The organism is Micromonospora sp. NPDC005367 (genome assembly GCF_040606825.1).
Taxonomy (GTDB): Bacteria; Actinomycetota; Actinomycetes; order Mycobacteriales; family Micromonosporaceae; genus Micromonospora.
Window position 1 is genome coordinate 13,702 of sequence record NZ_JBEXFP010000049.1, and the last position, 21,863, is coordinate 35,564.

19 protein-coding genes are annotated in these 21,863 nt (G+C 71.4%); 11 read left to right on the plus strand and 8 right to left on the minus strand.

Going from position 1 to position 21,863, the window contains the following annotated elements:
- The first annotated feature begins 8 nt into the window (after positions 1-8).
- Positions 9-245: a hypothetical protein gene (locus tag ABZS42_RS26130; protein ID WP_355149555.1), complete on the plus strand. Its 237-nt coding sequence runs from the start codon at positions 9-11 to the stop codon at positions 243-245.
- 106 nt (positions 246-351) lie between these two features.
- Here the strand turns inward: ABZS42_RS26130 and ABZS42_RS26135 are convergent, their stop codons facing one another.
- The 5 genes from ABZS42_RS26135 to ABZS42_RS26155 all read right to left on the minus strand — a co-directional run bounded on the left by ABZS42_RS26135 (position 352) and on the right by ABZS42_RS26155 (position 5,854).
- Positions 352-1,437 (minus strand): alkene reductase, encoded by a 1,086-nt coding sequence (locus tag ABZS42_RS26135; protein ID WP_355149557.1) that lies wholly within the window; start codon positions 1,435-1,437, stop codon positions 352-354.
- Positions 1,438-1,455: 18 nt separating this feature from the next.
- A complete protein-coding gene (locus ABZS42_RS26140) occupies positions 1,456-2,409 on the minus strand; it encodes an NAD(P)/FAD-dependent oxidoreductase (RefSeq protein ID WP_355149559.1) in 954 nt (317 codons plus the stop codon).
- Positions 2,410-2,709: 300 nt separating this feature from the next.
- Positions 2,710-3,504 carry an SDR family NAD(P)-dependent oxidoreductase gene (locus ABZS42_RS26145; RefSeq protein ID WP_355149561.1) on the minus strand — a complete coding sequence of 265 codons (795 nt, stop codon included), beginning with the start codon at positions 3,502-3,504 and terminating at the stop codon, positions 2,710-2,712.
- 10 nt (positions 3,505-3,514) lie between these two features.
- On the minus strand, positions 3,515-5,044 hold the full coding sequence (locus ABZS42_RS26150) for an MFS transporter (RefSeq protein WP_355149563.1): 1,530 nt from the start codon (positions 5,042-5,044) through the stop codon (positions 3,515-3,517).
- Between the two features lie 108 nt (positions 5,045-5,152).
- Positions 5,153-5,854, minus strand: coding sequence for a type 1 glutamine amidotransferase domain-containing protein (locus ABZS42_RS26155; protein WP_355149565.1), 702 nt, complete (start codon positions 5,852-5,854; stop codon positions 5,153-5,155).
- Positions 5,855-5,984: 130 nt separating this feature from the next.
- Here ABZS42_RS26155 and ABZS42_RS26160 point away from each other — a divergent pair, with 130 nt between their 5' ends.
- Both ABZS42_RS26160 and ABZS42_RS26165 read left to right on the plus strand, forming a co-directional pair.
- Positions 5,985-6,908 carry a LysR family transcriptional regulator gene (locus ABZS42_RS26160; protein WP_355149567.1) on the plus strand — a complete coding sequence of 308 codons (924 nt, stop codon included), beginning with the start codon at positions 5,985-5,987 and terminating at the stop codon, positions 6,906-6,908.
- Positions 6,909-7,010: 102 nt separating this feature from the next.
- Positions 7,011-7,643, plus strand: a complete 633-nt coding sequence (locus ABZS42_RS26165; RefSeq protein WP_355149569.1) for a hypothetical protein — start codon at positions 7,011-7,013, stop codon at positions 7,641-7,643.
- Positions 7,644-7,709: 66 nt separating this feature from the next.
- On the opposite strand, the gene ABZS42_RS26170 is transcribed toward ABZS42_RS26165, so the two are convergent.
- The 3 genes from ABZS42_RS26170 to ABZS42_RS26180 all read right to left on the minus strand — a co-directional run bounded on the left by ABZS42_RS26170 (position 7,710) and on the right by ABZS42_RS26180 (position 11,251).
- Positions 7,710-9,107 carry an FAD-dependent oxidoreductase gene (locus ABZS42_RS26170; protein WP_355149571.1) on the minus strand — a complete coding sequence of 466 codons (1,398 nt, stop codon included), beginning with the start codon at positions 9,105-9,107 and terminating at the stop codon, positions 7,710-7,712.
- A 120-nt stretch (positions 9,108-9,227) separates the two neighbouring features.
- Complete coding sequence (locus tag ABZS42_RS26175) at positions 9,228-9,911, minus strand: response regulator transcription factor (protein ID WP_355149573.1); 684 nt, start codon at positions 9,909-9,911, stop codon at positions 9,228-9,230.
- Positions 9,908-11,251: a histidine kinase gene (locus ABZS42_RS26180; RefSeq protein ID WP_355149575.1), complete on the minus strand. Its 1,344-nt coding sequence runs from the start codon at positions 11,249-11,251 to the stop codon at positions 9,908-9,910. The genes ABZS42_RS26175 and ABZS42_RS26180 overlap by 4 nt, the downstream gene beginning before the upstream one ends.
- A 194-nt stretch (positions 11,252-11,445) precedes the next feature.
- Between ABZS42_RS26180 and ABZS42_RS26185 the strand changes: the two genes are divergently transcribed.
- From ABZS42_RS26185 to ABZS42_RS26220, 8 genes are all read left to right on the plus strand, one after another.
- Entirely contained in the window at positions 11,446-12,042 is a 597-nt protein-coding gene (locus ABZS42_RS26185) for a PH domain-containing protein (RefSeq protein ID WP_355149577.1), read from the plus strand.
- The gene (locus ABZS42_RS26190) at positions 12,039-13,610 is read left to right on the plus strand and encodes a PH domain-containing protein (RefSeq protein ID WP_355149579.1); all 1,572 of its coding nucleotides are present in this window, start codon (positions 12,039-12,041) and stop codon (positions 13,608-13,610) included. The genes ABZS42_RS26185 and ABZS42_RS26190 overlap by 4 nt, the downstream gene beginning before the upstream one ends.
- Entirely contained in the window at positions 13,592-14,350 is a 759-nt protein-coding gene (locus ABZS42_RS26195) for a DUF998 domain-containing protein (RefSeq protein WP_355149581.1), read from the plus strand. Before ABZS42_RS26190 ends, ABZS42_RS26195 begins: the two co-directional genes overlap by 19 nt.
- 177 nt (positions 14,351-14,527) lie before the next feature.
- A complete protein-coding gene (locus ABZS42_RS26200; RefSeq protein ID WP_355149583.1) occupies positions 14,528-15,568 on the plus strand; it encodes an aldo/keto reductase in 1,041 nt (346 codons plus the stop codon).
- 282 nt (positions 15,569-15,850) lie between these two features.
- On the plus strand, positions 15,851-16,606 hold the full coding sequence (locus ABZS42_RS26205; protein WP_355149585.1) for an alpha/beta hydrolase: 756 nt from the start codon (positions 15,851-15,853) through the stop codon (positions 16,604-16,606).
- Positions 16,603-17,922, plus strand: coding sequence for a cytochrome P450 (locus ABZS42_RS26210; protein ID WP_355149587.1), 1,320 nt, complete (start codon positions 16,603-16,605; stop codon positions 17,920-17,922). The genes ABZS42_RS26205 and ABZS42_RS26210 overlap by 4 nt, the downstream gene beginning before the upstream one ends.
- 115 nt (positions 17,923-18,037) lie before the next feature.
- Positions 18,038-19,372 (plus strand): glycoside hydrolase family 18 protein, encoded by a 1,335-nt coding sequence (locus tag ABZS42_RS26215; protein WP_355149589.1) that lies wholly within the window; start codon positions 18,038-18,040, stop codon positions 19,370-19,372.
- A gap of 346 nt (positions 19,373-19,718) precedes the next feature.
- Positions 19,719-21,800, plus strand: a complete 2,082-nt coding sequence (locus ABZS42_RS26220) for a hypothetical protein (protein ID WP_355149591.1) — start codon at positions 19,719-19,721, stop codon at positions 21,798-21,800.
- Positions 21,801-21,863: the final 63 nt, after the last annotated feature.

The window sequence follows — 21,863 nt, forward strand, 5'->3', positions numbered from 1 at the left end:
GCACCGCTGTGAGCGCGGAACCCGCCCGGACGTCCTGCTCGTCCACTGCGGCGGGCCGTCGGCGGGACCTGGAGGGCGAGATGCGTCGCATAGCGGCGCACCTCGGCACCACGGTCCCGGAGGCCGCCCGGCGGGAACTGGTCGAGGCGGCGACCTTCTCCCGCGTCAAGCAGCGCGCGGACATGTTCGCGCCAGGCGGCCTGTTGAAGGACTATCTGCTGGAGTGGCTGCTCCGCCGCCGATGAGATCGCCTCGCCACCTGGGCGGCAGCATCGACCGGCTGGCGGGGCCGGGGTCGGCCCCCGCCACCAGGCCGTGTCCTGCCACCTGCCGGCCCGCGCAGCCCTGGGCTCAGCTCGGCACCGCCGCCCGGCAGGGCGGGTAGTCGGTGTAACCGCTGGCGCCTCCGGTGTAGAACGTCGCGGGGTCCGGCTGGGTCTCGGGCAGGTCGTGGCGCCAGCGCTCGACGAGGTCGGGGTTCGCGATCGCCGGACGTCCGACGGCTACCGCGTCGGCGATGCCTTCCGCGATCATCGCAGCCGACTCCTGCCTGGTGCTGGGCACGGAGAACCCGGTGTTGACGATGAGTGGCGCGCCGACGCGGGCCCGTAGCCGCTGGACGAGCGCCGACGCCGGTTCGACATGCACCACGCTGAGGTACGCGAGGCCCAGCGGCGCGAGCCCGTCGGCGAGTGCGTCGTACGTCGCGCGTACGTCGGCGGGATCGGTTTCCAGCGCTCCCTGGATGTTGACCGCGGGCGACAGCCGGATGCCGAGCCGGGATCCGCCGATCTGCTCGGCCACGGCCGACACGACCTCGACGACGAAGCGGGCCCGTGCCCGGGGGTCGCCACCGTATTCGTCGGTGCGGTGGTTCGCGCTGGGCGCGAGGAACTGGTGCAGCAGGTATCCGTTGCCGGCGTGCAGCTCGACACCGTCGAGTCCGGCGTCGATCGCGCGCTGGGCCGCGGCCACGAACTCGTCGCGTACGACGGCCAGCTCGGACGGCGCGAGCGCGTGCGGGGTGGGATAGGGCTGCTTGCCGTGAGCGGTGTGCACGTCGCCGGTGAGCGCGATACCGCTGGGCGCGACGATGCGGTCGGTCCCGGTGACGCTGAGGTGGGAGACCCGTCCGGCGTGCATGAGTTGCATGACGATGCTGCCGCCGCCGGCGTGCACGGCGTCGGCGACGTGTCGCCAGCCGTCGCGCTGTTGCCCGGTGACGATGCCGGGCTGGTGCGGGTAGGCGCGTGACTCGTGGCTCGGGTAGGCGCCTTCGGTGATCACCAGGCCGAAGCCGGCCCGCTGGGCGTAGTACGTGCCCTGAAGGTCGGTCGGCACTCCCCCGGCGTCGGCGCGGAGCCGGGTCATGGGTGCCATGACCAGCCGGTTCTTCAAGGTCAGCGCGCCCAGGGTGGTTGGTGTGAACAGGTCCATGTTCGTTGCCTTTTTGGGTCAGGGGTGCTGGATGGGTGACAGCGCGGCAGTGGTGGCGAGGCGGATGTCGTCGAGGATCAGCGCGTGGTTGATCGATCCGGCGGCGAGCGCGCCGGCGCCGATCGAGATGGCGACGTTCGCCATGGCGTTCACCACGTTTCCGGCTGCCCAGACGCCGTCGATGCTGGTCTGTCCGTTCCCGTCGACGGTCGCGAAGGAGCCCCAGGGGTGCTCCGTCCGCTCCGCGCCGAGCTGCCGCAAGGGTTCGTCGAGGGGTACCAGGCGCGGGATGGTGAAGATCGCGTCGAGCGCGACGGTCCGGCCATCGGCCATCTCCACCCCGACGACCCGGTTGTCGCGCGAGAGGACGCGCCGTACCGGTCCCTCCTCGACGCGAATGCCGCGGGCGTCGAACGCCGATCGCGTCTCGCCCTCGGGCCCGCCGACGGCGTCCGCCAGGTAGGTGATCGACGAGGACCACTGCCGCAACAGTTGCGCCTGGAACTCGCTTCCCGGACCGGTCGCGAGGATGCCGATCCGCTGGTCACGAACCTCGTATCCGTCGCAGTAGGGGCACACCGCGACGCCTCGTCCCCATTGTTCGGTCAGGCCGTCGAGCTCGGGAAGCTCGTCGCGGGCCCCGGTCGCGACCAGGAGTTTGCGGGCCCGCACGACCTCGCCGTCGGTGGTCTCGACGGCGAACCCGTCGCCCTCGCGGCGCGTCAGCCGTGCGGCGGTGTTCATGATCTTTCCGCCGTACGACTCGACTTCGCGTCGCCCGTCGGCCAGCAGCTCTGCCGGTGGCTTGCCGTCGTGACCGAGGACCGCGTGCATGTGTGCCGCGAACCTGTTTCGTGGGGACCCGCCGTCGATGACGACGACCCGGCGACGCGCTCGGCCGAGCATCAGGGCGGCGCTCAACCCGGCGCTGCCTCCACCGATCACCGCGGCATCCCAAGGAATCTGATTCATGCGCCCCACGGTGCGTCAGCGCGAACGGGATCGCAAATGAAGTTGCGATATCGGCAAAGATCAAGTTTCCGGGCGGTGTGCGGCGGTCCCACGGCCTTCAGCCGTCGGGCCGCCGCACCGCATGTCCGGAACACCCCGGTCCCGACCCGCACGCGTGTCCGGAACACCCCGGTCCCGACCCGCGCGTCGTGTCCGAAAACCGGTCCCGGCCCGCGCACCCCGTCTCCGGAACGCCCGGCCCCGGCCGGCGCATCTCGCGTCCGGGGCCCCGGGGCCTGGCCACCGGTAACGCGCGGCCGGTCAGAAACCGGCCAGCAGGTCGCGGGTCAAGGCGCGTAGCCGCTGCCGGTAGTTCGGCTCGTAGGCCTCCGCCGCGGCGCGTGCCTCCTGCCCGCTGTCGAAGTAGTGGCCGGTCACCCCGGCCACCTCGGCTCCGTCGACCAGCCTCCGCACGGCGGACACGCCCTTCTCCAGGGTGTCGACGAAATCCATGCCGGAGCGGGTCGACATGCTCGTCGGCATGTACGAGGCCGGGTGCACGCTGTTCGCGGTGACACCGGTGCCCGCGAGTTCGTCGGCCAGGTCCATGGTGTGGCAGATCAGCGCGAGCTTGGCGCGGCTGTAGGCGACCGGCTCGCGGAAGTCGTGTTCGAACTGCGGGTCGTCGAAGTCGATCGGCTGTTGGCCGACCGAGGCCACGTTCACCACGCGCGCCGCCGGGGCTCGGCGCAGCAGTGGCAGTAGTTCCCGGGTGAGCAGCACCGGAGCGAGGTAGTTGACCGCGAGGCACAGCTCGTAGCCGTCCCGGGAGAGTTGACGTGCCGTGCCGTCCACATGGAAGCCGACGCCGGCGTTGTTGACGAGGACGTCCAACCGGTCGTAAGCCTGGCTGACCCGCGCGGCGAGGCGTTTCACCTCGGCGAGCGAGGACAGATCAGCTCGCAGCGGGACACCGCCGGTGGCCTGCGCGACCTGCGCAAGCCGGTCGGCATTGCGGCCGTGCAGCAGGAGTTGGTGCCGGCCGCCCGCCGCGAGGTCTTCGGCCAGGGCGCGGCCCAGCCCGTCGGAGGCTCCGGTGATCAAGATCGTTGACATGTTCCTGTCCTTACTGGCTGAGCTGTCGCGGTTGTCGTGGGCTGGCCGGACCGTGCGGCGAGCTGGCCGGCGCTAGGGCGTGTGTCGACGCGCCGGGAGCGGCGTCCGGTGACGCGATCCGGGTGTGCTGGCGTCGCCGGAGCAATGCGAGAGCGGTCACGACCGCGAACGCCGCGCCCGCGAGCGCGAAGGCGAGAGTGAAGCGGCCTTCGGCAGGTAGGGCGGCCGGAGTGCGCGCGGAGGCGCCGCCGGCGAGCAGCACGCCCAGCAGCGCGCTGGCGACCGAACTGCCGACCGAGCGGAAGACGGAGTTGACACCGTTGGCCGCCGCGGTCCGGGTCAGGGGAACGGCGTCGAGCAGCACGGCGGGCAGCGCGGCGAACCCGAAGCTGACCGCGATGCCGACCAGCACGCCTCCGCCGAGTACCCCGGCGGTCCCGCTGTGGACGGCGGCCAGCAGCGCGAAGCCGGCCACCCCGGTGGCGCTGCCGGCAGCGAGCGCGCGGCGGGCGCCCACCCGCCGCGTCAGCGCACCCGCGACCCGGGCGGCGAACAGTGCGGCCACGGCCGGTGGCAGGAGGTATTCGAGCGCGGCCTGCGACACGCTGGCCCCCAGGCCGTACCCGGCGGGGGCGGCGGGAATCTGGACCACGGCCGATACGCCGATGAACTGCATGAACATGGCGAACCCCAGCAGGAATCCGGCGAGGTTGGCGAGCGCCACGGCAGGGCGGGCGACGATGCGCAGGTCCACCACCGGATCCGGTTGTCGACGTTCGACGTGCACCCAAACGGCGCCCAGCAGCAGGCCCGCGCCGAGGCAGCCGAGGGTCCGCCGCGACGACCAGCCCCAGTCGGAGCCGCGGGACATCGGCAGCAGAAGCAGCACGAGGACGCCGGCCAGGAGCGCCGCCCCGAGCCAGTCCGTACGCCGACCGCCGGCGGTGGCGGTGGTGGTGGTGGTGGGCACCACCATGGCGGTGGCGGCGAGCGCGAGCCCGGAGACGATCGCGGCCAGCCAGAAGACCAGGTGGTAGTCCGAGGTGGACTCTCGCCCGAGCAGGCCCGCGCTGGTGAGCGCGACGCCGTTGCCGATGGCCAGGGCACCGCTGACGGCGCCCATCGCCGCCGGCAGCCGACCGGCCGGCAGGCCGTGACGCAGGACCGACTGTGCGAGCGGGAAGACCGCGGTGGAGGTCCCCTGCATCGCTCTCGCGACGATCAACCATGGGAGTGTGCTGGAGACGGCGGCGACGACCGACCCGACGACGGTCAGCGCCAGCACGGCGAGCAGCACCCGGCGGGCGCCGTACTGGTCGCCCAGTCGCCCGGCCAGCGGGGTGCAGACCGCCGCCGCGAGGAGGGTGGCGGTGGTGAGCCACGCCGCGTCCCTCGTGGAGACGTGCAGATCCTGCTGGATGAGGCCGAGGACCGGCACCACGAGGGTCTGCATCATGGACACGACCACAGCGCCGAGTCCCAGGACGGCGACGAGGACCGGCATCGGGAGCCGGGTGTTCGCAGGTACGTCAGCTGTCATCGATTGTGGGCTTCCGTGACTCTAGGGTCCGGCCCGCCGGGTGAGGTGCCCGAACTGGCGTCCTCATCCGGCGGCCGGTCAGGCGGTGTGTCGCAGCGTGCCGAGCGGTCAGACCGTGCCGAGCCGGCCGAGCAATGCGGTGGCCAGCTCGGCGGAGGAACCGGGGTTCTGGCCGGTCAGCAGGTTGCGGTCGGTCACGACGTGCGACGACCACGCCGGGGCCTCGGTGAAGCGCACACCGAGCGCGACCAGGCGGTCCTGCAGCAGCCACCTGGCCCGCTCTGCGAGCCCGGTCCGGGCCTCCTCGGCCTTGGTGAATCCGGTGACCTGGTAGCCGCGCAGCGGCGAGACACCATCGGTCTCCTCGGTCGCCAGCAGGGCCGCCACCCCGTGGCACACCAGCGCCAGCGGCCGGCCGGAGCCCAGGGTCTCGGTGATCACCCGGGCGGACTCGCGGTCGCCGGAGAGGTCCTCCATGGGGCCGTGTCCACCGGGATAGAACACGGCCGCGTAGTCGGCGGGGTCGACGTCGGACAGGGCCACCGGTCGACGGAGCGGCGCGGCGCCGTCGAGCAACGCGGCGACGGCCTCGGCGCCCTGCTCGCCGCCGTTGAACTCGGGGGCCAGGCTGGCCCGGTCGACGGTCGGGACCACGCCGCCCGGCGTGGCGACGGTCACCTCGTGCCCGGCCTCGGTGAGCGCGCGGTACGGCGCGGCGAACTCCTCTGCCCAGAAGCCCGTGGGATGCCGCTCGCCGTCGGCCAGCATCCAGTGGTCGGCACCCGTCATGACGAACAAGATCTTTGCCACTTCAATCGCTCCCTTGGTCGTTTCCTAACTTCACATCCGGAGGGCGTGCTCGGCGCGGAGGTGTCCCGCGCCTGTTCACGGACCCGACGGTAGGCGGGGGTGCGCTCGGATAACCAATAGGATTACCGGCATGGCCCCCAAGAATTCCGATGGCTCGGCGGCCGGCAGGCCGCTCGATCTCACCCAGCTGCGTACCTTCCTGGCCGTCTATCGGGCCGGTTCCCTGACCGAGGCCGCCCGCCGCCTCGGGCTCGCGCAGCCGACCGTGACCGGTCAGATCCGCGCGCTCGAACAGCAGCTCGATCGTCAACTGTTCGAGCGTCTGCCCCGCGGGGTCGCGCCGACCGCCGTCGCCAACGACCTGGCCGCGCGGATCTCGGCGCCGATGGACGAACTGGCGATGGTGGCGGACCGCGACGCCGCGGCCCCCACCGAACCGGTGCACCTCGGCGGGCCCGCGGAGGTGCTGGCCGTCCGGATCATGCCGGTCCTCGCTCCGCTCGTCGCTGAGGGCGTACGACTACGTGTCACCCCGGGGCTGGCCGACGACCTGCTCGACGGATTGCGCGCCGGGCGTTTCGACCTCGTCCTGTCCGCCGTCCGACCGCGTGGACGCTCCGTCCTGGCGGCGCCGCTCATGGACGAGGAGTTCGTCCTGGTCGGGGCGCCGGCGTGGCACGCTCGCATCGGGCCTCTCGGCACCGACGACGTCGCGGTTCTCGACGGCGTACCGCTGATCAGCTACGCGGAGGACGTGCCGATCCTGCGCCGCTACTGGCGTCACGTCTTCCGGCAGCGACTGACCGTTCGACCCGCCCTGGTGATGCCCGATCTCCGCGGCGTACTGGCCGCCGCCGTGGCGGGCGCCGGCGTCACCGTGCTGCCGCGCTACCTCTGCGCCGACGAACTGCGTACGGGTGCCCTGCTCACCCTGCTCGACCCGGAAGATCCACCCATCAACACCGGGTTCATCGCGCAACGCGCGAACACCACACTTCGTCCGGAGGTGGCCAGGGTCCGCGATGCGATCCGGCAGGCCGCTCGTTCGTGGTGACCTGCGGCGTCGCCGCGCTCGACGGCGGTGCCGGCGGGTCGCCGGGCTGCTCCGGCCGGAGCGAACCGCCGCCTTCTGCCGACCATCTCTATGATCCACCGCATGGCATTGCTGCACCGGGCGGACGTGCGCCCCACGAAGCTCGAACTCCTGGCCGCCTGGCTGCCCGACCAGGCCTGGTTCCGCGGCGACGCGGGCGTCGCCCCGGAGCGGGTCGCCTCGTACCGCTTCGACGACCCGGCGGGCAGGGTCGGGATCGAGACGCTGCTGGTGCGCGCCGGTGCCGGGCCGATCCACCAGGTGCCGTTGACCTACCGCGATGCTCCGCTGGACGACGCGCAGCGGTGGCTCGTCGGCACGACGGAGCATTCGGTGCTGGGCCGCCGCTGGGTGTACGACGCCTGCGGTGACCCGGTCTACGGCGCGGCCCTCGCGTCGGCCGTCCTCACCGGCACGGGCCAGGCCGAGGAGTACTTCGAGGTGGACGGACGGCGCGAGGTACGGGCGCCGAGCATGGCGATCGCCGCCGACGGGCCCCGCCTGGCCACCGCCCCTCCGGTCGGTTCGATCGACCAGGTCGAGGACGGTGACCTGACCCGGATCGTCTGCGGATCCGTCGAGCTGACCGTGCTCCGGCGGCTCGGTGAGGACAGCGGTCTGCCGGGAAGCCGGCTTACCGGGTCCTGGGAGGGGCAGCACAGCGCGGTGCCGCTGGCGTACGTCTCGCTCCGCTGATCCGCCGAGCGAGCCGGCGGTTCGCTCAGCGGGCCCGCTGATCCGCCGAGCGAGCCGGCGGTTCGCTCAGCGGGCCCGCTGATCCGCTGAGCGAGCCCGCCGGTTCGCTCGCAGGGCGCCCAGAATCACCCCGGGCGTGATCAGCGAGTTCGGGTGCGCGCGCATGGACACGACCTGGTTGAACCGTCGCGCGACGGCCACGTCCGTGACGGTTGCCGAGATGATCTGCCTGCTGACCCAGCTGCGGAGCCGGTACGCGCGCGGGTACGGGCCGTCGACGTGCGGCAGCGCGAGGTCGGCGGAGGTCGACGTCGCCCAGGCGGCGTCGACCACGACCTTCTGCAGGGCGAGGAACTCCCGCGCGGGCACGCTGAGGTCCGGCTTCGACCGCAGGTACGTCGACAGGCAGGCCGCGTGCAGGGTCGCGGCGGTAATGCCCTGCCCGTACACCGGGTTGAACGACGCCACCGCGTCACCGACGCTGACGAGCCGGGCGGGGAATCGTGTCAGCGCGTGGAAGTCCCGCCGTCGGCTGTCGGCGTGGTGGTACGTCTGGACGTCGCCGAGCAGTTCGTTCCCGGCGACCTCGCCGAACTCCGGCGGGAACTGCTCGCGCATCCGCCGTACGAAGTCCTCCGCGGTGCGCCCCGGACGGTTTTCGCCGTAGCCGGCCATCATGGCCATCCACCGGTCGTCCTCGACGGCGAAGAACGCGGCACCGGCCACTTCCGACGACACGCTGGGACTGTGCAGTGCCAGGACGAGAGCGGGATGCGGGTTGGTCTCGCGTCGTCGGAACATCGCCGTCGCGTAGTTGAGGTTGACCGTCATCCGTCGGGTGGCTGGCCGGTCCCAGCCGGCCTGCTCCAGCCAGTCGGAGAGCCGGCTCGAACGCCCCATGGCGTCCACCACCAGGTCGGCGTTCTCGACGCCGGGCGTCCCGCCGACATCCACCCGGACTCCGGTGGTCGCGGCCCCGTCGAAGACGAGACCCACAGCCCTGGCGGCCACGGTCTTGACGTTCGGCAGTGCAAGCACCCGCCGGCGGATCAGCCCTTCCAGAAGAGGACGGGTGCCCGCCAGGCTGTCGGCGTCGTCGGGTACGACGACCTTTACGCGGCCGTCGAGGTAGTTGCGCCTGCTCGGCGGCGGAGCCTCGATCGCTCCCTGCGCCACGGCCTGCTCGCGGAAGCCCGGAAACAGGAGTTCGAGCTGGAGGAACCCGCCGGGCAGCAGCGCATGAAGCTGTGTCCCCTGCCGCACGCCGGGACGCGCGCCGGTCGCGTGCAGGTCGTCGCGATCGATGATGACGACACTCTCCGCGAAGTCGGACAACACCCGAGCGGCCAGCAAACCGGCGACGCTGCCGCCGATCACGACTGCCCCGCCCATGACCGGATGTGCCTGATCCGGTGGCCGCACCGCGTTCAGTTCCGCGAAGATCCGGGCCGGGGAGGGTGACATTGTGTCCTCCATAGGTGCGGGTGTGTTGTGTTGTCGAATCCTCTCAGGCAGATGGAAGGACAGGTTGCCGGGTGGCGACCTCGGTCTCCGCCGGCCTCGCTCAGGCCCCGCCCGCGTCGCTCAGGCCACGTCGTCGCTCGCGTCGTGGGCGAGCAACGCGAGCTGGATCCGGTTGGCCAGGCCCAGTTTCGTCAGGGCACTGGAGACGTGGGCCTTGACGGTGCCCACCGACATGAACAACCGGTCGGCGATCTCGCCGTTGGTCAGGCCCTCCGCCACGGCCGCCGCGACCTCCCGCTCCCGCTCGGACAGCCGGCCGAACCGCTCCCGGGACTGCTGCCGGCGCGCGTCGGGGCGGTGCCGACCGTCGCCGGCCACGTGCTGGATGAGGGTACGGGCGACGGTCGGCGACAGGACCGGCTCCCCGGCGGCGGCCCGGCGAACGGCGTCGACGATCTGCTCGGGCGGGGTGTGCTTGACCAGGAATCCGGCCGCGCCGTTGCGCAGCGCGTCGAGGATCGTCGCGTCGGCGTCGAATGTGGTCAGCACGATGACCTCGGGGCGGTGTCCGGTCCGGTCCGCGATCGCCCGGGTCGCCGCGATGCCGTCCAGCACCGGCATGCGTACGTCCATCAGGACCACGTCGGGGCGCAGTCGGGTGACGGCGTCGACGACGTCCACACCGTCGGCAGCCTCTCCCACCACGTGGATGTCGGGTGCCCCGCCGAGCATCAGTCGCAGACCGGTCCGGACCAGAGCGTCGTCGTCCACGAGCAGCACCCGGATCGTCGCGCCGCCGGTCATAGCGGCCACGGTAGCCGAGTCGTCAGCCGAAATGTTCCGTCGGCGACCCCGTGTTCGATGACGCCCCCGTCGATGGCGAGCCGCTCCGCGAGCCCGGTGAGACCGGCGCGGGCACCGGGGATCGTGGCGGCGGTGCGGTCAGGTGGAAGCGGGTTGCTGACCGTGGTGACGATCCCCGTCGCCGGGGTGACCTCCACCCGCACCGCCACCTCGGCCTGACCGGCGTGTTTGCGGGCGTTGGTGAGGCCCTCCTGCACGGTGCGGTACACGGTGCGCTGCACCGCCGGCTGCAACGACTCGGCCGCACCGGGCGCGCAGACGAACTCGAACCGCACCCGTTGCCCGGCCGCCTGCGCCTCACTCACCAGCCGGCCGATGTCGGCGAGTCGGGGCTGCGGCGCGCTGCGGCCGACCGGTTCGCCCCGGTCCTCGTCGCGGTGCGGCGGGTCGCCGTCGCCGCCTTCGCTGTGGAGGTCGCCGATGTCCGGCTCGCGGTCGTCCTTGGCGCTGGTGCGGAGCACGGCCAGTACGTCACGCAGCTCGACCAGCGCCTGCCGAGCGTTGTCGCGGATGACCTCGATCGCACCGCCCACCTCGGCAGCGTTCGGTGCGATGCCCGCGCCCGCATCGGCCTGTGCTGTGCGGTAGGCCAACGCTCCGGCGTGCACCGAGATCAGCGAGATCCGGTGGGCGAGGACGTCGTGCATCTCCCGGGCAATGCGCTCACGTTCGGCGCGGCGGGCGCCGTCCAGTCGTCGCTGGTGGTCGCGGCGTTCCCGCTCGACCTCTCGGCGCAGGTTCGCGATGAGTTGCCGGCGGGCCCGCACCGCGATCCCCCATCCGAGCGGTACGAGGTACATCAGGCAGATCAGCGTCACGTACGCCCAGCGCGTGACGCCGGGCGGCGGATTCTCGAAGCCGAATGCCAGGGACGGCAGCAGTTGGATGCCGGTGATCAGGGTCGCGGGCAGCCAGTTTCGGTGCACGGCGACGGTGAGCACGATGACCAGGGCGGCCCCGAGACCCGTCGCGGCCACCATCAGCACCCCGAACATCGCGATGCCGAGAGCCACCGGGTACCGGTGGCGCCACCACAGGCTCAGGCAGGCGACCGCACCGACCCAGGGGTCGATGGTGTGCATCCAGCCAGGAATGCCGTCGACATGGTGCAGCGGGGTGGTGTGCCACGTCCAGGCCCAGTGCCCGACCGCGACGCCGAACAGCACGGCGTCGACGAGCCAGTCCCGGGCGGTCCGCCGACGTGTCTCGGGACGCGGACCGGCCGTCGCGCGCCGGGGCCACCGGCGGCCGGGTGGATGGATTCGCCAAGCCCGATCCATGCGGCCAGCGTACAAAGGGTCGACGTCCCCGGGCCCTGGTCCAAAGGCTGACGGACCTGGCCAGGCGGCCAGGCCGGGTTGGTCGGCTGGCAGATGCGGCGAGGTCGGCCGGTGCCGCACCGTCTAACCATGAGGGAGCGGGTGAAGCTCGTTCGCTCCGTTCATGACAGCGACGAGCGCGGCGAGGAGATGCCATGAGTCGCCTGAGCCCTGGGGCCGAGCCGGCACCGGTGCAGCCACTGCCGGCTCAGCCGGAGCTGGTGGAGCCACGGCCGGGGGCACCGGCCCCGGTGGGAGGGTCGCGGTCGATCGGGTTGCGGTCGCTGCGGCACCGGGTCGACCGGCGGGCCGTCCGGTGGTGGACGGTGCGGGCGGTCCTGGCGATGGCGCCACTGGTGGCCGCGGTGGCGACCGGTCACGCCGTACTGGACGCGGCCCGGTCGTGGCTGACGCCGCTGCTGGTCGCCGTGGTGGCGATCGCGCTCGCGTACGTCGCCGTCGTACCGTCCCTGCGCTACGCCGTGTACCGCTGGGAGACGACACCGGAGGCGGTGTACGCGGTGTCGGGTTGGTTCGTCCGCGAGTGGAGGGCGGCGCCGGTCTCCCGGATCCAGACCGTCGACACGGTGCGCGGGCCGGTACAGCGGCTCTTCGGGCTCGCCACGGTGAGCGTGACCACCGCCTCCGCGCACGGTCCCGTCGTGCTCGTCGGGCTCGACCTGGACGTGGCTGACGAGACCGCCCGGCGGCTGACGGAGATCGTCCAGCGGACACGAGGGGACGCGACATGACCGTCGGCTCGCAGTGGCGTCGCCTCGACTCGCGCATCGTCTGGATCGACGGGCTGTACGCCGTCCTGTCCCTGGCACCGGCCGGGCTGACGCTGCTCGTCATCGACGAACCCGGCGCGGCGGTGCTGCTCCCGGTGCTCGTGGCGGCGGTTGTGGGCGTCCTCGACGCCGCCCGGGACAACCTGCGCTGGTTGAAGACCCGTTATCGACTGACGGACGAGCGGGTGGAGATCCGCACGGGCCTGCTGGTCCGGAAGGAACGGTCACTGCCGATCGACCGGATCCGCAGCGTGAGCACGACCGCGCGGTTGCGGCACCGGCTCGCCGGGATCCGGGTCGTCACCGTCGGCACCGGGCAACCGGGGGCGGCCGGCTCCGAGGCGTTGCACCTCGACGCGGTTTCGCGGGCGACCGCCGAGGAGCTACGCCGGAGGTTGCTGACCGATGCGACGGGGGCGATCGGCAGCGGCTCCGAGCCGGCCCCTGGGGTACACGAGGCGTCCGGTGCGGCTATTACATCTGGCGCTGAGGACCACCCCGCCGGTGACCGGACCCTGGCTCGGATCCGCTGGTCCTGGTTGCTCCACAACGTCTTCGGATTCTGGTCGTTGGTCACCGCCGCCGGCCTGCTGTGGGGCGGCTTCGCGTTAGCCGGCTCGTTCGGGCTCGACGCGGCCGGGTTCGTCGGTGAGCTGCTCGACTGGCGGGCGCTCGGCCCGTGGTGGTCCGCCGTGATCGTCGGGTTGCTGCTCGGCACGCTCGGCGTGCTGGGCATGGCGGTCGCGTTCATCGCGGAGAACTGGGACTTCCGGCTGGCTCGGGTCAGGACGGTGAACGGCAGCCTCCTGCGCACCACGCAGGGGCTGTTGAACACCCGGGAGGTCAACCGGGACGAACACCGGGTGCGGGGGATCGAGATCTCCGAGCCGTTGCTCTGGCGGTGGATGGGTACGGCGGACACGAACGTCGTCTCCACCGGTCTGCGGATCTGGAGCATGCACCCGGCCACCACCATCCTGCCGCGCGGCCCGGTTCGCGCGGCTCGTGCGGTCGCCGGCGAGGTGCTCGAACTGGACGAGGCCGAGAACCCGTTCCGGGTGCCGCTGCGCCCGCACCCACCAGCCGCGCTGCGCCGCCGGATCGGCTGGGCGGTTCTGGGTACCGCGGGCGTGGTCGCGCTGATCTGGCTGGGCGGGATGGTGTCGGCGCTGCCCGACCGGATCTGGCTTGCTGGCCTCGGCCTGCTCCCGCTGGCCGTGGGCGCCGCCGTGATCGCGTACCGATCGCTCGGGCACGGCATCGTCGGCGACTACCTGGTGGTTCGCTCGGGCCTGCTCAGCCGGTCCACCACCGCCGTCGCCCGCCCCGCCGTCATCGGCTGGCGGGTGCGCCAGTCGGTGCTGCAACGCCGCCTCGGCCTGGCCACGCTGGCGGCGACCACCGCGGCCGGACACGGCTGGTACGCCGCGATCGACGTCCCCGCGTCCACCGCGATCGCCTTCGCGGAGGCGGCCGCGCCCGGCCTGCTGACCCCGATCCTGGAGGAACCGTGCGAACGCGTCGCCTGACCCGGGCTCTGCTGGCCTGCGGGGTTGCCGCTCCCGCGCTGTTCATCCTCGTGTTCCTGGTCGACGGTGCGACCCGGCCCGGCTACGAGCCGACGTACCACCCGGTGAGCGCGTTGAGCCTGGGCGATCGCGGGTGGCTCCAGATCGCCAACTTCGTGCTGACCGGACTGCTGCTGCTCGCCTTCGGCGTCGGGATACGCCGTAGGTCGCACACCGGCCCCGCCGAAAAGTGGGGTTCGCTCGCCATCGCCGTCTTCGGACTCAGCCTGTTGCTCTCCGGCACGTTCGTGATGGACCCGATGGGGGGCTATCCGCCCGGCACTGCGCCCGGTGGCGGCACCGATCCCAGTTGGCACCATGTGCTGCACGACAATCTCGGCCTGCTGGTGTTCCTGTCGGTGCCGCTCGCCTGCCTGGTCTTCGCCCGGCGGTCGCTCGGACGGCCCGGCGGCCGGGGCTGGGCGGCGTACGACCTGCTCACCGGGGTTGCCGGGCTGGGGTTACTGGTCGTCTTCGGTATGGCATGGGAGACGGACCATCCGTTCAAGGGCCTGATCCAACGGGCGATGATCCTCGTCGACTGGGCCTGGGTGACCGCGCTCGCGCTGCGGCTGCTGACCGAGATGCCGCACGACGGCCATCGTGCCCGGTTCGAGAGAGAATATCCGGTTGTGCCGGATCACCCGGGTCCCGATCGACTCGAGATCCCTGAGGTCGGGCCATCCACGCGCCTCGGATAGCCCGGCTTCAAGGAAGGCGAGTCGATCAAACACCCAACAGTTTTGCCGGCTTCGGCAGTCACGCTGAGCCGCGTGTAGCATTTCGCCGGACAACGTGTCCGACACTGTGTCCGCGCCACCCAGCGCACGGCACGCTGGCACTTGTGTGCGGCAGAACACGACCAATTGGAGCTATAGGTGAAGTATCGGCTTTTGGGGCGCACCGGCGTGTGGGTCTCCGAGATCTCGCTCGGGACGATGACGTTCGGCGGCACCGGACACCCGGTGTACGACAAGCTCGGCGCGCTCGGGCAGGAAGAGCTCGACCGGATGCTCGGCGTGGCCCTCGACGCCGGGGTGAACTTCATCGACACGGCCGACGTCTACGCCGACGGCGAGAGCGAAGAGATGCTGGGCCGGGCGATCAAGCAGCGCCGGCGGGACATCGTGCTCGCCACCAAGCTGCTCGCCCCCGTCGGACCCGGACCCAACGATCAGGGCCTCACCCGCCTGCACGTCATGCGGGCGCTGGAGGACAGCCTGCGCCGACTGCAGACCGACTACATCGACGTGTACCACATCCACAACTACGACCACCTGACGCCGATGGAGGAGACGCTGGCCGCCCTCGACGACGCGGTACGGCAGGGCAAGGTCCGCTACATCGCAAGCTCCAACCTCGCGGCCTGGCAGGTCAGCAAGGCACTGGGCATCTCGTCGCGGCAGGACCGGGCCCGGTTCGTCGCCAACCAGATCCACTACTCGCTGGTGTCCCGCGACGCCGAGCGCGACCTGGTGCCGATGGCCGAGGACGAGGGGGTGAGCCTGACGGTCTGGAGCCCGCTCGCCGGTGGCTTCCTCTCCGGCAAGTTCAAGCCGGGCAGCACCGCCAGCGAAGAGGTCTCCCGGCGCAGCCAGGTCGGTGGCGACTTCGTCCAGTTCGACGAGGAGCAGGGCCACCAGATCGTCGACGTGGTGCGCACCGTCGCCGCGCGGCACGAGGTGAGCCCCGCCCGGGTCGCGATCGCCTGGGTGCTCGCCCAGCGGGCGATCACCAGCGTCATCGTCGGCGCCCGCCGGCTGGACCAGCTCACCGACAACCTGGCCGCCGCCGACCTGACCCTGACCGAGCAGGACCTCGCCGAACTCGACGCGGCGAGCCGTCCGCCGGCCGCCTACCCGAACTGGATTCAGGAGAGCTTCGGACCGGTCCGGATCCCGGCCGCCAACCAGGCGTAGCCGGCGGGGCCGCCGTCCCAGCAGAAACGCGCGTCGAAAAGCCGGATCGGAGCCCGATCCGGCTTTTCGACGCCGGTCGAGCCGGCCGTCCCAGCGTGCCCCGTTCGGGGTTGCCTGGGACGAGCGGCGACCGCAGGCCTCGTGGCCGGGCGATGTCCGACGCCGGGGACAAGGTCTGTACAGCGGGCGACGACTCCCTTCCCCTCGGTTCTCATGGGCACTACGGTCGCTTCCACGTGCGCCGGGTCCCGTCGTAGCGCCGCAGCAGCGGAAGGGGTCGTGATGACGATCAACCACATCAGCGTCGGTCGTGGGCCGCGGAGGGTGCTCGCCCTGCACGGTTGGTTCGGGTCGGCCCGTGGCTGGGGCTGGCTGCCGGAGCTGCTCGACACCGAGCGCTTCACCTGGGCGTTCCTGGACTACCGGGGGTACGGCGAGCGCATCGGGATCGCCGGCGACTTCAGCATCGCCGAGATCTCCCGCGACGCCCTGGAGCTCGTCGACTCCCTGGGCTGGAACACGTTCTCGGTGGTCGGGCACTCCATGGGCGGCAGCGCCGCGCAGCGGGTGCTCGCCGACGCGCCAGGACGGGTGGAACGCCTCGTCGGTATCAGCCCCGTGCCGGCCGGCGGGGTTCCCTTCGACCTGCAGAGCTGGGCGCTGTTCGACGGTGCGGCCGCCGACCCGGCCAACCGACGCGCCATCATCGACCTCACCACCGGCAACCGGCTCTCCGGCCGCTGGCTGGACGAAATGGTCCAGTTTTCGGTCGAGAACTCGGCCCGCGAGGCGTTCGGCGCCTATCTCAAGGCCTGGGCGCGGACGGACTTCACCGACGAGGTGAAGGGCAATCCCGTTCCGGCGCTCGCGATCGTAGGCGAACAGGACCCGGCACTGGGCGCCAACATGATTCGCGAGACCTGGATGCGCCACTATCCCAACGCCCGGCTGGAGGTACTCCCGAACGCCGGGCACTACGCGATGTACGAGACACCGGTGCGGTTGGCCACGGTGATCGAGGACTTCCTCGGGCGGTGACCGCCGACCCGACGCCGCTGGCCGACCCCCGCACCTACGTCGACGGCGTTCCGTACGACCTGCTCGCCGTGCTGCGCGCGACCACTCCGGTGGTGTGGGTCGAGGAGCCACCGCTGCTCGGGCTACCCGGCGGACCCGGCTTCTGGCTGGTGCTCCGGCACGCCGACGTGACCGACGTGCTCCGGCAGCCGCGGCTCTTCTCGTCCCGGCTCGGCGCCACCCAGATCCGCGACCCGGCCACCGCCGCGGATCTCGATTACGTCCGCCGCATGATGCTCAACATGGATCCGCCGGAACACGGGCGCCTGCGCCGGCCGGTCGCCCGATCGTTCACCCCGCGAGCGGTCGCCGTCCTGGAGGCGTCGATCCGGACGAACGCGGCGCTACTCGTCGAGCGCGCGCTCGGCGATGCGGACGAAGGGGTCTGCGACTTCGCCCGCGACCTCGCGGCGGACCTGCCGCTGCTCACCCTCGCGGACGTCCTCGGGGTGCCGGAGCCCGACCGCTGGTTGCTGTACGACTGGTCGAACCGGGTGATCGGCTTCCAGGATCCGGACTACGCGGTGTCGGCCGCCTTCGACCCGCGGGCCGGCACCGAGGTGGCGCGTGCGGCCTTGCGGCACCGGCCGGCGCCGGACCCCGATGGGCGGATGCCGGATCCGCGCACCCGGGCCGGGATGGCGGATCTCTACGCGTACGCGCACCTGCTGGCCGAGTCGAAGCGCCGAGGTCCCGGGCAGGACGTCATGTCCATCCTGTTGGCGCGGCAGGGTGACGAGCGGCTTGCCACGGAGGAGTTCGAGAACATGTTCTGGCTGTTCGCCGTGGCCGGCAACGAGACGGTCCGCAACGGCCTGCCGGGCGCGATGATCGCTCTGCTGGAGCACCCAGAGCAGATGGAGCGGCTGCGCCGGGAACCGGCCCTGTTCGACACCGCCGCCGACGAGTTGCTGCGCTGGTGGACTCCGGTGATGATGTTCCGGCGCACCGCCACCGAGGACACCGCCATCGCCGACGTACCGGTGCGGGCGGGCGACAAGGTGGTGGTCTCGTTCACGTCCGCGAACCGCGACGAGAGCGTGTTCGCCCAGCCGGACCGGCTGGACCTCACGCGGCACCCCAATGCGCATCTCGTCTTCGGGCACGGACCCCACTTCTGTCTCGGCGCGCACCTGGCCCGGTGCCAGGTCCGCGCGCTGTTCGAGGCGCTGCTGGCGCGTACGACCAGCGTCGCGTACGCGGGCGCGCCCGCGTACCTGCGCTCGAACTTCCAGCGCGGGGTGAAGCGGCTACCGATCCGCTGGCGACGCCGCTGACGGGTACCGCCGGCGAGTGCTCGATGTCAATGCTTGACCGTGGAGTGTGATCCGCTTAACTTCATCGATCAGGAAGGGCTCTTTACTGATTTTCGCGCAATCCTTTGGGAGTGCCATGCGAACATTCCGTCTCACCGCCCTCGTCGCCCTGGCGGCCATGCTGATCACCACCGGCCCACCGACCGCCGCGAGCGCAGGCGGACACCCGCACGACCGTGCCGGTTACCTGCGGGTGGGCTACTTCACCCAGTGGGGCATCTACGACCGGGCCTACCCGGTCGGCAAGCTCGACACCTCCGGCGCGGCAGACCACCTCACCCACGTGAACTACGCCTTCGGCAACGTGAGCGAGGACGGACGCTGCTACGTGGACGGCGGGCCGGGCGAAGGCGACGCCTGGGCCGACTACCAGCGTCCCGTCCCGGCCGAGGAGAGCGTCGACGGCGTCGCCGATGCCTGGGGTGAACCCCTCAACGGCAACTTCGGCCAGTTGGCCAAGCTCAAGGCCAAGCATCCCGACCTGAAGGTGCTGATCTCGCTGGGCGGCTGGAGCTGGTCGACGTACTTCTCGAACGCCGCCCGCACCGATGCCTCCCGCAAGGCGTTCGTCGCCTCCTGCATCGATCTCTACCTCAAGGGAAACCTTCCGATCCTGGACGGTGGCAGCGGCGGGCCGGGGGCGGCGGCCGGCGTGTTCGACGGCATCGACCTGGACTGGGAGTGGCCGAACTGGCCGGGTGAGCCCGGCAACGTGGTACGCCCGGAGGACCGGCAGAACTTCACCAAGCTGCTCGCCGAGTTCCGCCGGCAGCTCGACACGTACGGCCGGCAGACCCGCGAGCACTACCAGCTGACCGCCTTCCTGCCGGCCAACCCGGCGACCATGGACGCCGGATACGAGGGCCGGAAGATCTTCCGGTACCTGGACTTCGCCACCGTCCAGGGCTACGACTTCCACGGCGGATGGGATCCGGTGACCAACCAGCAGTCGGCACTGCGCGTGCCGGCGGGCGCGCCGGACGACCCCGACTTCTCCGTCGAGGTGGCGATCGACGGCTGGGTCGCCCGCGGCGCGCCGCGCGGGAAGCTGGTCCTGGGCGTGCCGTACTACGGGCGGGGCTGGACCGGCGTCACCGGGGGCGGGAACGGCCTCTTCCAGGCCGCGGCGGGGCCCGCGCCGGCCACCTTCGAGGCCGGGTACGAGGACTACCGGCGACTCAAGACCCTGACCGGTGCCGGCTACACGCTCCACCGCGACCCGCGCGGCGGGCACGCCTGGTTGTTCGACGGTACGACGTTCTGGACGTACGACGATCCGGCGGTCGTCCTGCAGAAGATGCGGTACGTCCGCCGGGCCGGCCTGGCCGGGGCGATGATCTGGTCGCTGGACGGCGACGACGACAACGCCACCTTGACCAGGACGATCGGCCTCGGGCTGGCGAGCAGGTAACCCTCCGTCCCACCGGGCGGCCCCTATCGGCCCGTGCCGGCCGCCCGCTCGGCCGGCACGGGCCGGTCGCCGCCGGCCCGAGAGGCGACGCGCATCTGATTTCCAACTGTTTTCCGTGGCTTGGACGAGCCCTGTCCCGGCAGACTCGGCACATCGTCCCGACGGTGACCGGTAGGGCGACGACGGAGTGCGAACCGCGGCAAGGGCCGGCTGACATCGTCCAATGTGGTCGATGTTCGTGGTCCTCGTCGGCGTGCCGCACATCGTCAAAATTCACTGGAAACGTTACGTTCGGATCGAACAAGCCGATCGATGGCGTGGGTAGTGTCGTCCTGGGGGAGCTGGCGTGGATGAGGCGGTGCTGACGAGTCTGCGTGAGGTGGCCGGGCCGGAGCTGTACCGGCGCAACGCCTTCCGGGTGACCGGCCTGCCGATCGACGTGGACCGGCCGACGGTGCGCCGCCGTCAGCAGCGTCTGGCGGCAGCGCTCAAGGTCGGCGCGGACATCGATGGAGCGGGATCGTCCGTCGGCCCGGACGAACTGCGTGGCGCGTTCGACGTCCTGCAGGGTGACCCGCGGCGTCGCCTGGTACACGAGATCTTCGGCAGCTGGGGCTCGCCGGACGGGTGCGGGTGCCCGACCACCACGCACGCCGACCACGATGACGCGGTGCAGGCCCACGCCGAAGTGCTCGACATGGACCCGGTCGACGTGCTGGCCCTGGCCATGGACGGCCGGGTGGACGAGGGTTGGGCGACAGCGGCAGCGGCCTGGACGAGGACGCTGCGGTCGGCGGCGTTCTGGCGCCACCTGCACCATCGCATCGAACGCCTTGACGATCGCCAACTCGACGCCTCCGTGGTCGATGCGCTGCGCGCGGAACTGCCGGGCGCGCTGATCCAGCCGTCGCTGCAGCTGGCCGTTGCCGCGGATTACCCCGCCCCGCTGCGAAAGAGCCTCGCGGACTGGCCCGTTGCGGAGCGCGACCGGGACCGGCTAGTCGAAGAGGCCGCCGGTCCGCAGTACGACAAGCTCGACGCGACCATGGGTGAGCTGCACAGGCTTCTGGAGTCCGGTGACGTCGAGGGCACCGTGGCGCGGTTGCACGCGGAGGCACTGCCCGCCCTCGCGCGGCTCGAAGGGCTCGCTCCACTCGACCGCCACCGCCGCACGGCGACCGCGCGCAACCGCATCGCGGTGGTCCTCAACAACTGCGCGGTGGCCGAACAGAGCAGGACCGCCCGGTACGAGGGCGACGTCAAGGCCTGGTTGGCCGGAGCGGAGAAACTCGCGACCGACCCGGAGACGGTTCGCCGGATCCACGAGAACCGCGACGGGTTCATCGGCGAGCAGCGGGCGGTTCAGAAGTTCCGGGCGAAGGTCCACACGCTGGAGCGGACGCACGGGCGACACGCGGCGGCGCAGTTCCTACGCGACATCCTCGGCCGCACCGACGACCCGTCGATGACCGCGGTGCTCTGGGAGCTGTTGGCGGAGCTCAACGCCGCAAGCGGGGTCAGCTACCGCCAGCCGGCGCAGCGACCGGCGTACGAGCGTCAGGGTCAACGCCGCCCGGTCTTCGGCCTCGTGGCCGCGTGCGCGCTGCTGATCGTGATCTACCTGCTGTACCAGGCGTTCAGCGGTCCCGACGTGCAACGGGTGGACGTCCACAGCCCGATCTTGACCGACAATCCACCAGCGGGCGCCTGCGTCGCCGAGGCCGAAGACTGGCGCGACGGCAGCTCGGCGGTGAGCGTCGTCGACTGCGGGGAAGACCACTGGGCCGAGGTGGTGGCCTATCTGCCACTGGCGACGGGGCCCACGGAGTACCCCGGTGTCGAGGAGGTGGGCAGGTTGGCCGCGTTCCTGTGCGCGGAGCAGCTGGCCCTGTTCAGCCTGCCCCCACCGACCTACGAGCCGGAGGTGATCTATTCCGGACAGACCGACTGGGACGCGCAGGATCCGGACGCGAACTATGCGACCTGCGCGGCGCGCCGGGCCGACGACCAGCGGTGGAAGGGCCAGGCCATGGGGGCGAACCCCAGTCATGCCCAACTGGCCGTCTCGATGCCCTTGATGTCACGCGAGGGCAGTCTCGCGAACCCGCCGATCGGCACGTGTGTGGAGCTCGCACAACCGTCCGCCGAGTGGGACGAGAAGCTGCCCATCGTGCGCTGCGACCAGCCGCACTGGGCGCAGATCCTCGCTTATCCGCCGGTGACCGGGCCGTGGCCCGACGAGAGCGCGGTGGCGGTGAGCGCGAAAGCCGCCTGCAGCAGTGTGGCGAGTTCGCAGCAGCTGTCCGACGAATACATGATGACCGCCGCCTGGCCGCCGTGGTGGAACGATTCGAACCCGCCTGACTACGTGGCCTGCCTCGTACATCGCGACGACGACCAGCCGTTCAGTGGGGAAATCCGGTTATGAACGCAGCGTCGACGACCCGGGGGGTGACACTGCGCGTGCGCTCACCGGAAGGAACGGTCACCG

Bases quoted from the DNA above. Each gene is read 5' to 3' on its own strand.
- ABZS42_RS26215 (WP_355149589.1), top strand. From the start codon at position 18,038: ATGCGAACATTCCGTCTCACCGCCCTCGTCGCCCTGGCGGCCATGCTG.
- ABZS42_RS26175 (WP_355149573.1), bottom strand. From the start codon at position 9,911: ATGACCGGCGGCGCGACGATCCGGGTGCTGCTCGTGGACGACGACGCT.
- ABZS42_RS26160 (WP_355149567.1), top strand. From the start codon at position 5,985: ATGGCCCCCAAGAATTCCGATGGCTCGGCGGCCGGCAGGCCGCTCGAT.
- ABZS42_RS26170 (WP_355149571.1), bottom strand. From the start codon at position 9,107: ATGTCACCCTCCCCGGCCCGGATCTTCGCGGAACTGAACGCGGTGCGG.
- ABZS42_RS26150 (WP_355149563.1), bottom strand. From the start codon at position 5,044: ATGACAGCTGACGTACCTGCGAACACCCGGCTCCCGATGCCGGTCCTC.
- ABZS42_RS26205 (WP_355149585.1), top strand. From the start codon at position 15,851: ATGACGATCAACCACATCAGCGTCGGTCGTGGGCCGCGGAGGGTGCTC.
- ABZS42_RS26165 (WP_355149569.1), top strand. From the start codon at position 7,011: ATGGCATTGCTGCACCGGGCGGACGTGCGCCCCACGAAGCTCGAACTC.
- ABZS42_RS26190 (WP_355149579.1), top strand. From the start codon at position 12,039: ATGACCGTCGGCTCGCAGTGGCGTCGCCTCGACTCGCGCATCGTCTGG.
- ABZS42_RS26185 (WP_355149577.1), top strand. From the start codon at position 11,446: ATGAGTCGCCTGAGCCCTGGGGCCGAGCCGGCACCGGTGCAGCCACTG.
- ABZS42_RS26140 (WP_355149559.1), bottom strand. From the start codon at position 2,409: ATGAATCAGATTCCTTGGGATGCCGCGGTGATCGGTGGAGGCAGCGCC.
- ABZS42_RS26135 (WP_355149557.1), bottom strand. From the start codon at position 1,437: ATGGACCTGTTCACACCAACCACCCTGGGCGCGCTGACCTTGAAGAAC.
- ABZS42_RS26180 (WP_355149575.1), bottom strand. From the start codon at position 11,251: ATGGATCGGGCTTGGCGAATCCATCCACCCGGCCGCCGGTGGCCCCGG.
- ABZS42_RS26145 (WP_355149561.1), bottom strand. From the start codon at position 3,504: ATGTCAACGATCTTGATCACCGGAGCCTCCGACGGGCTGGGCCGCGCC.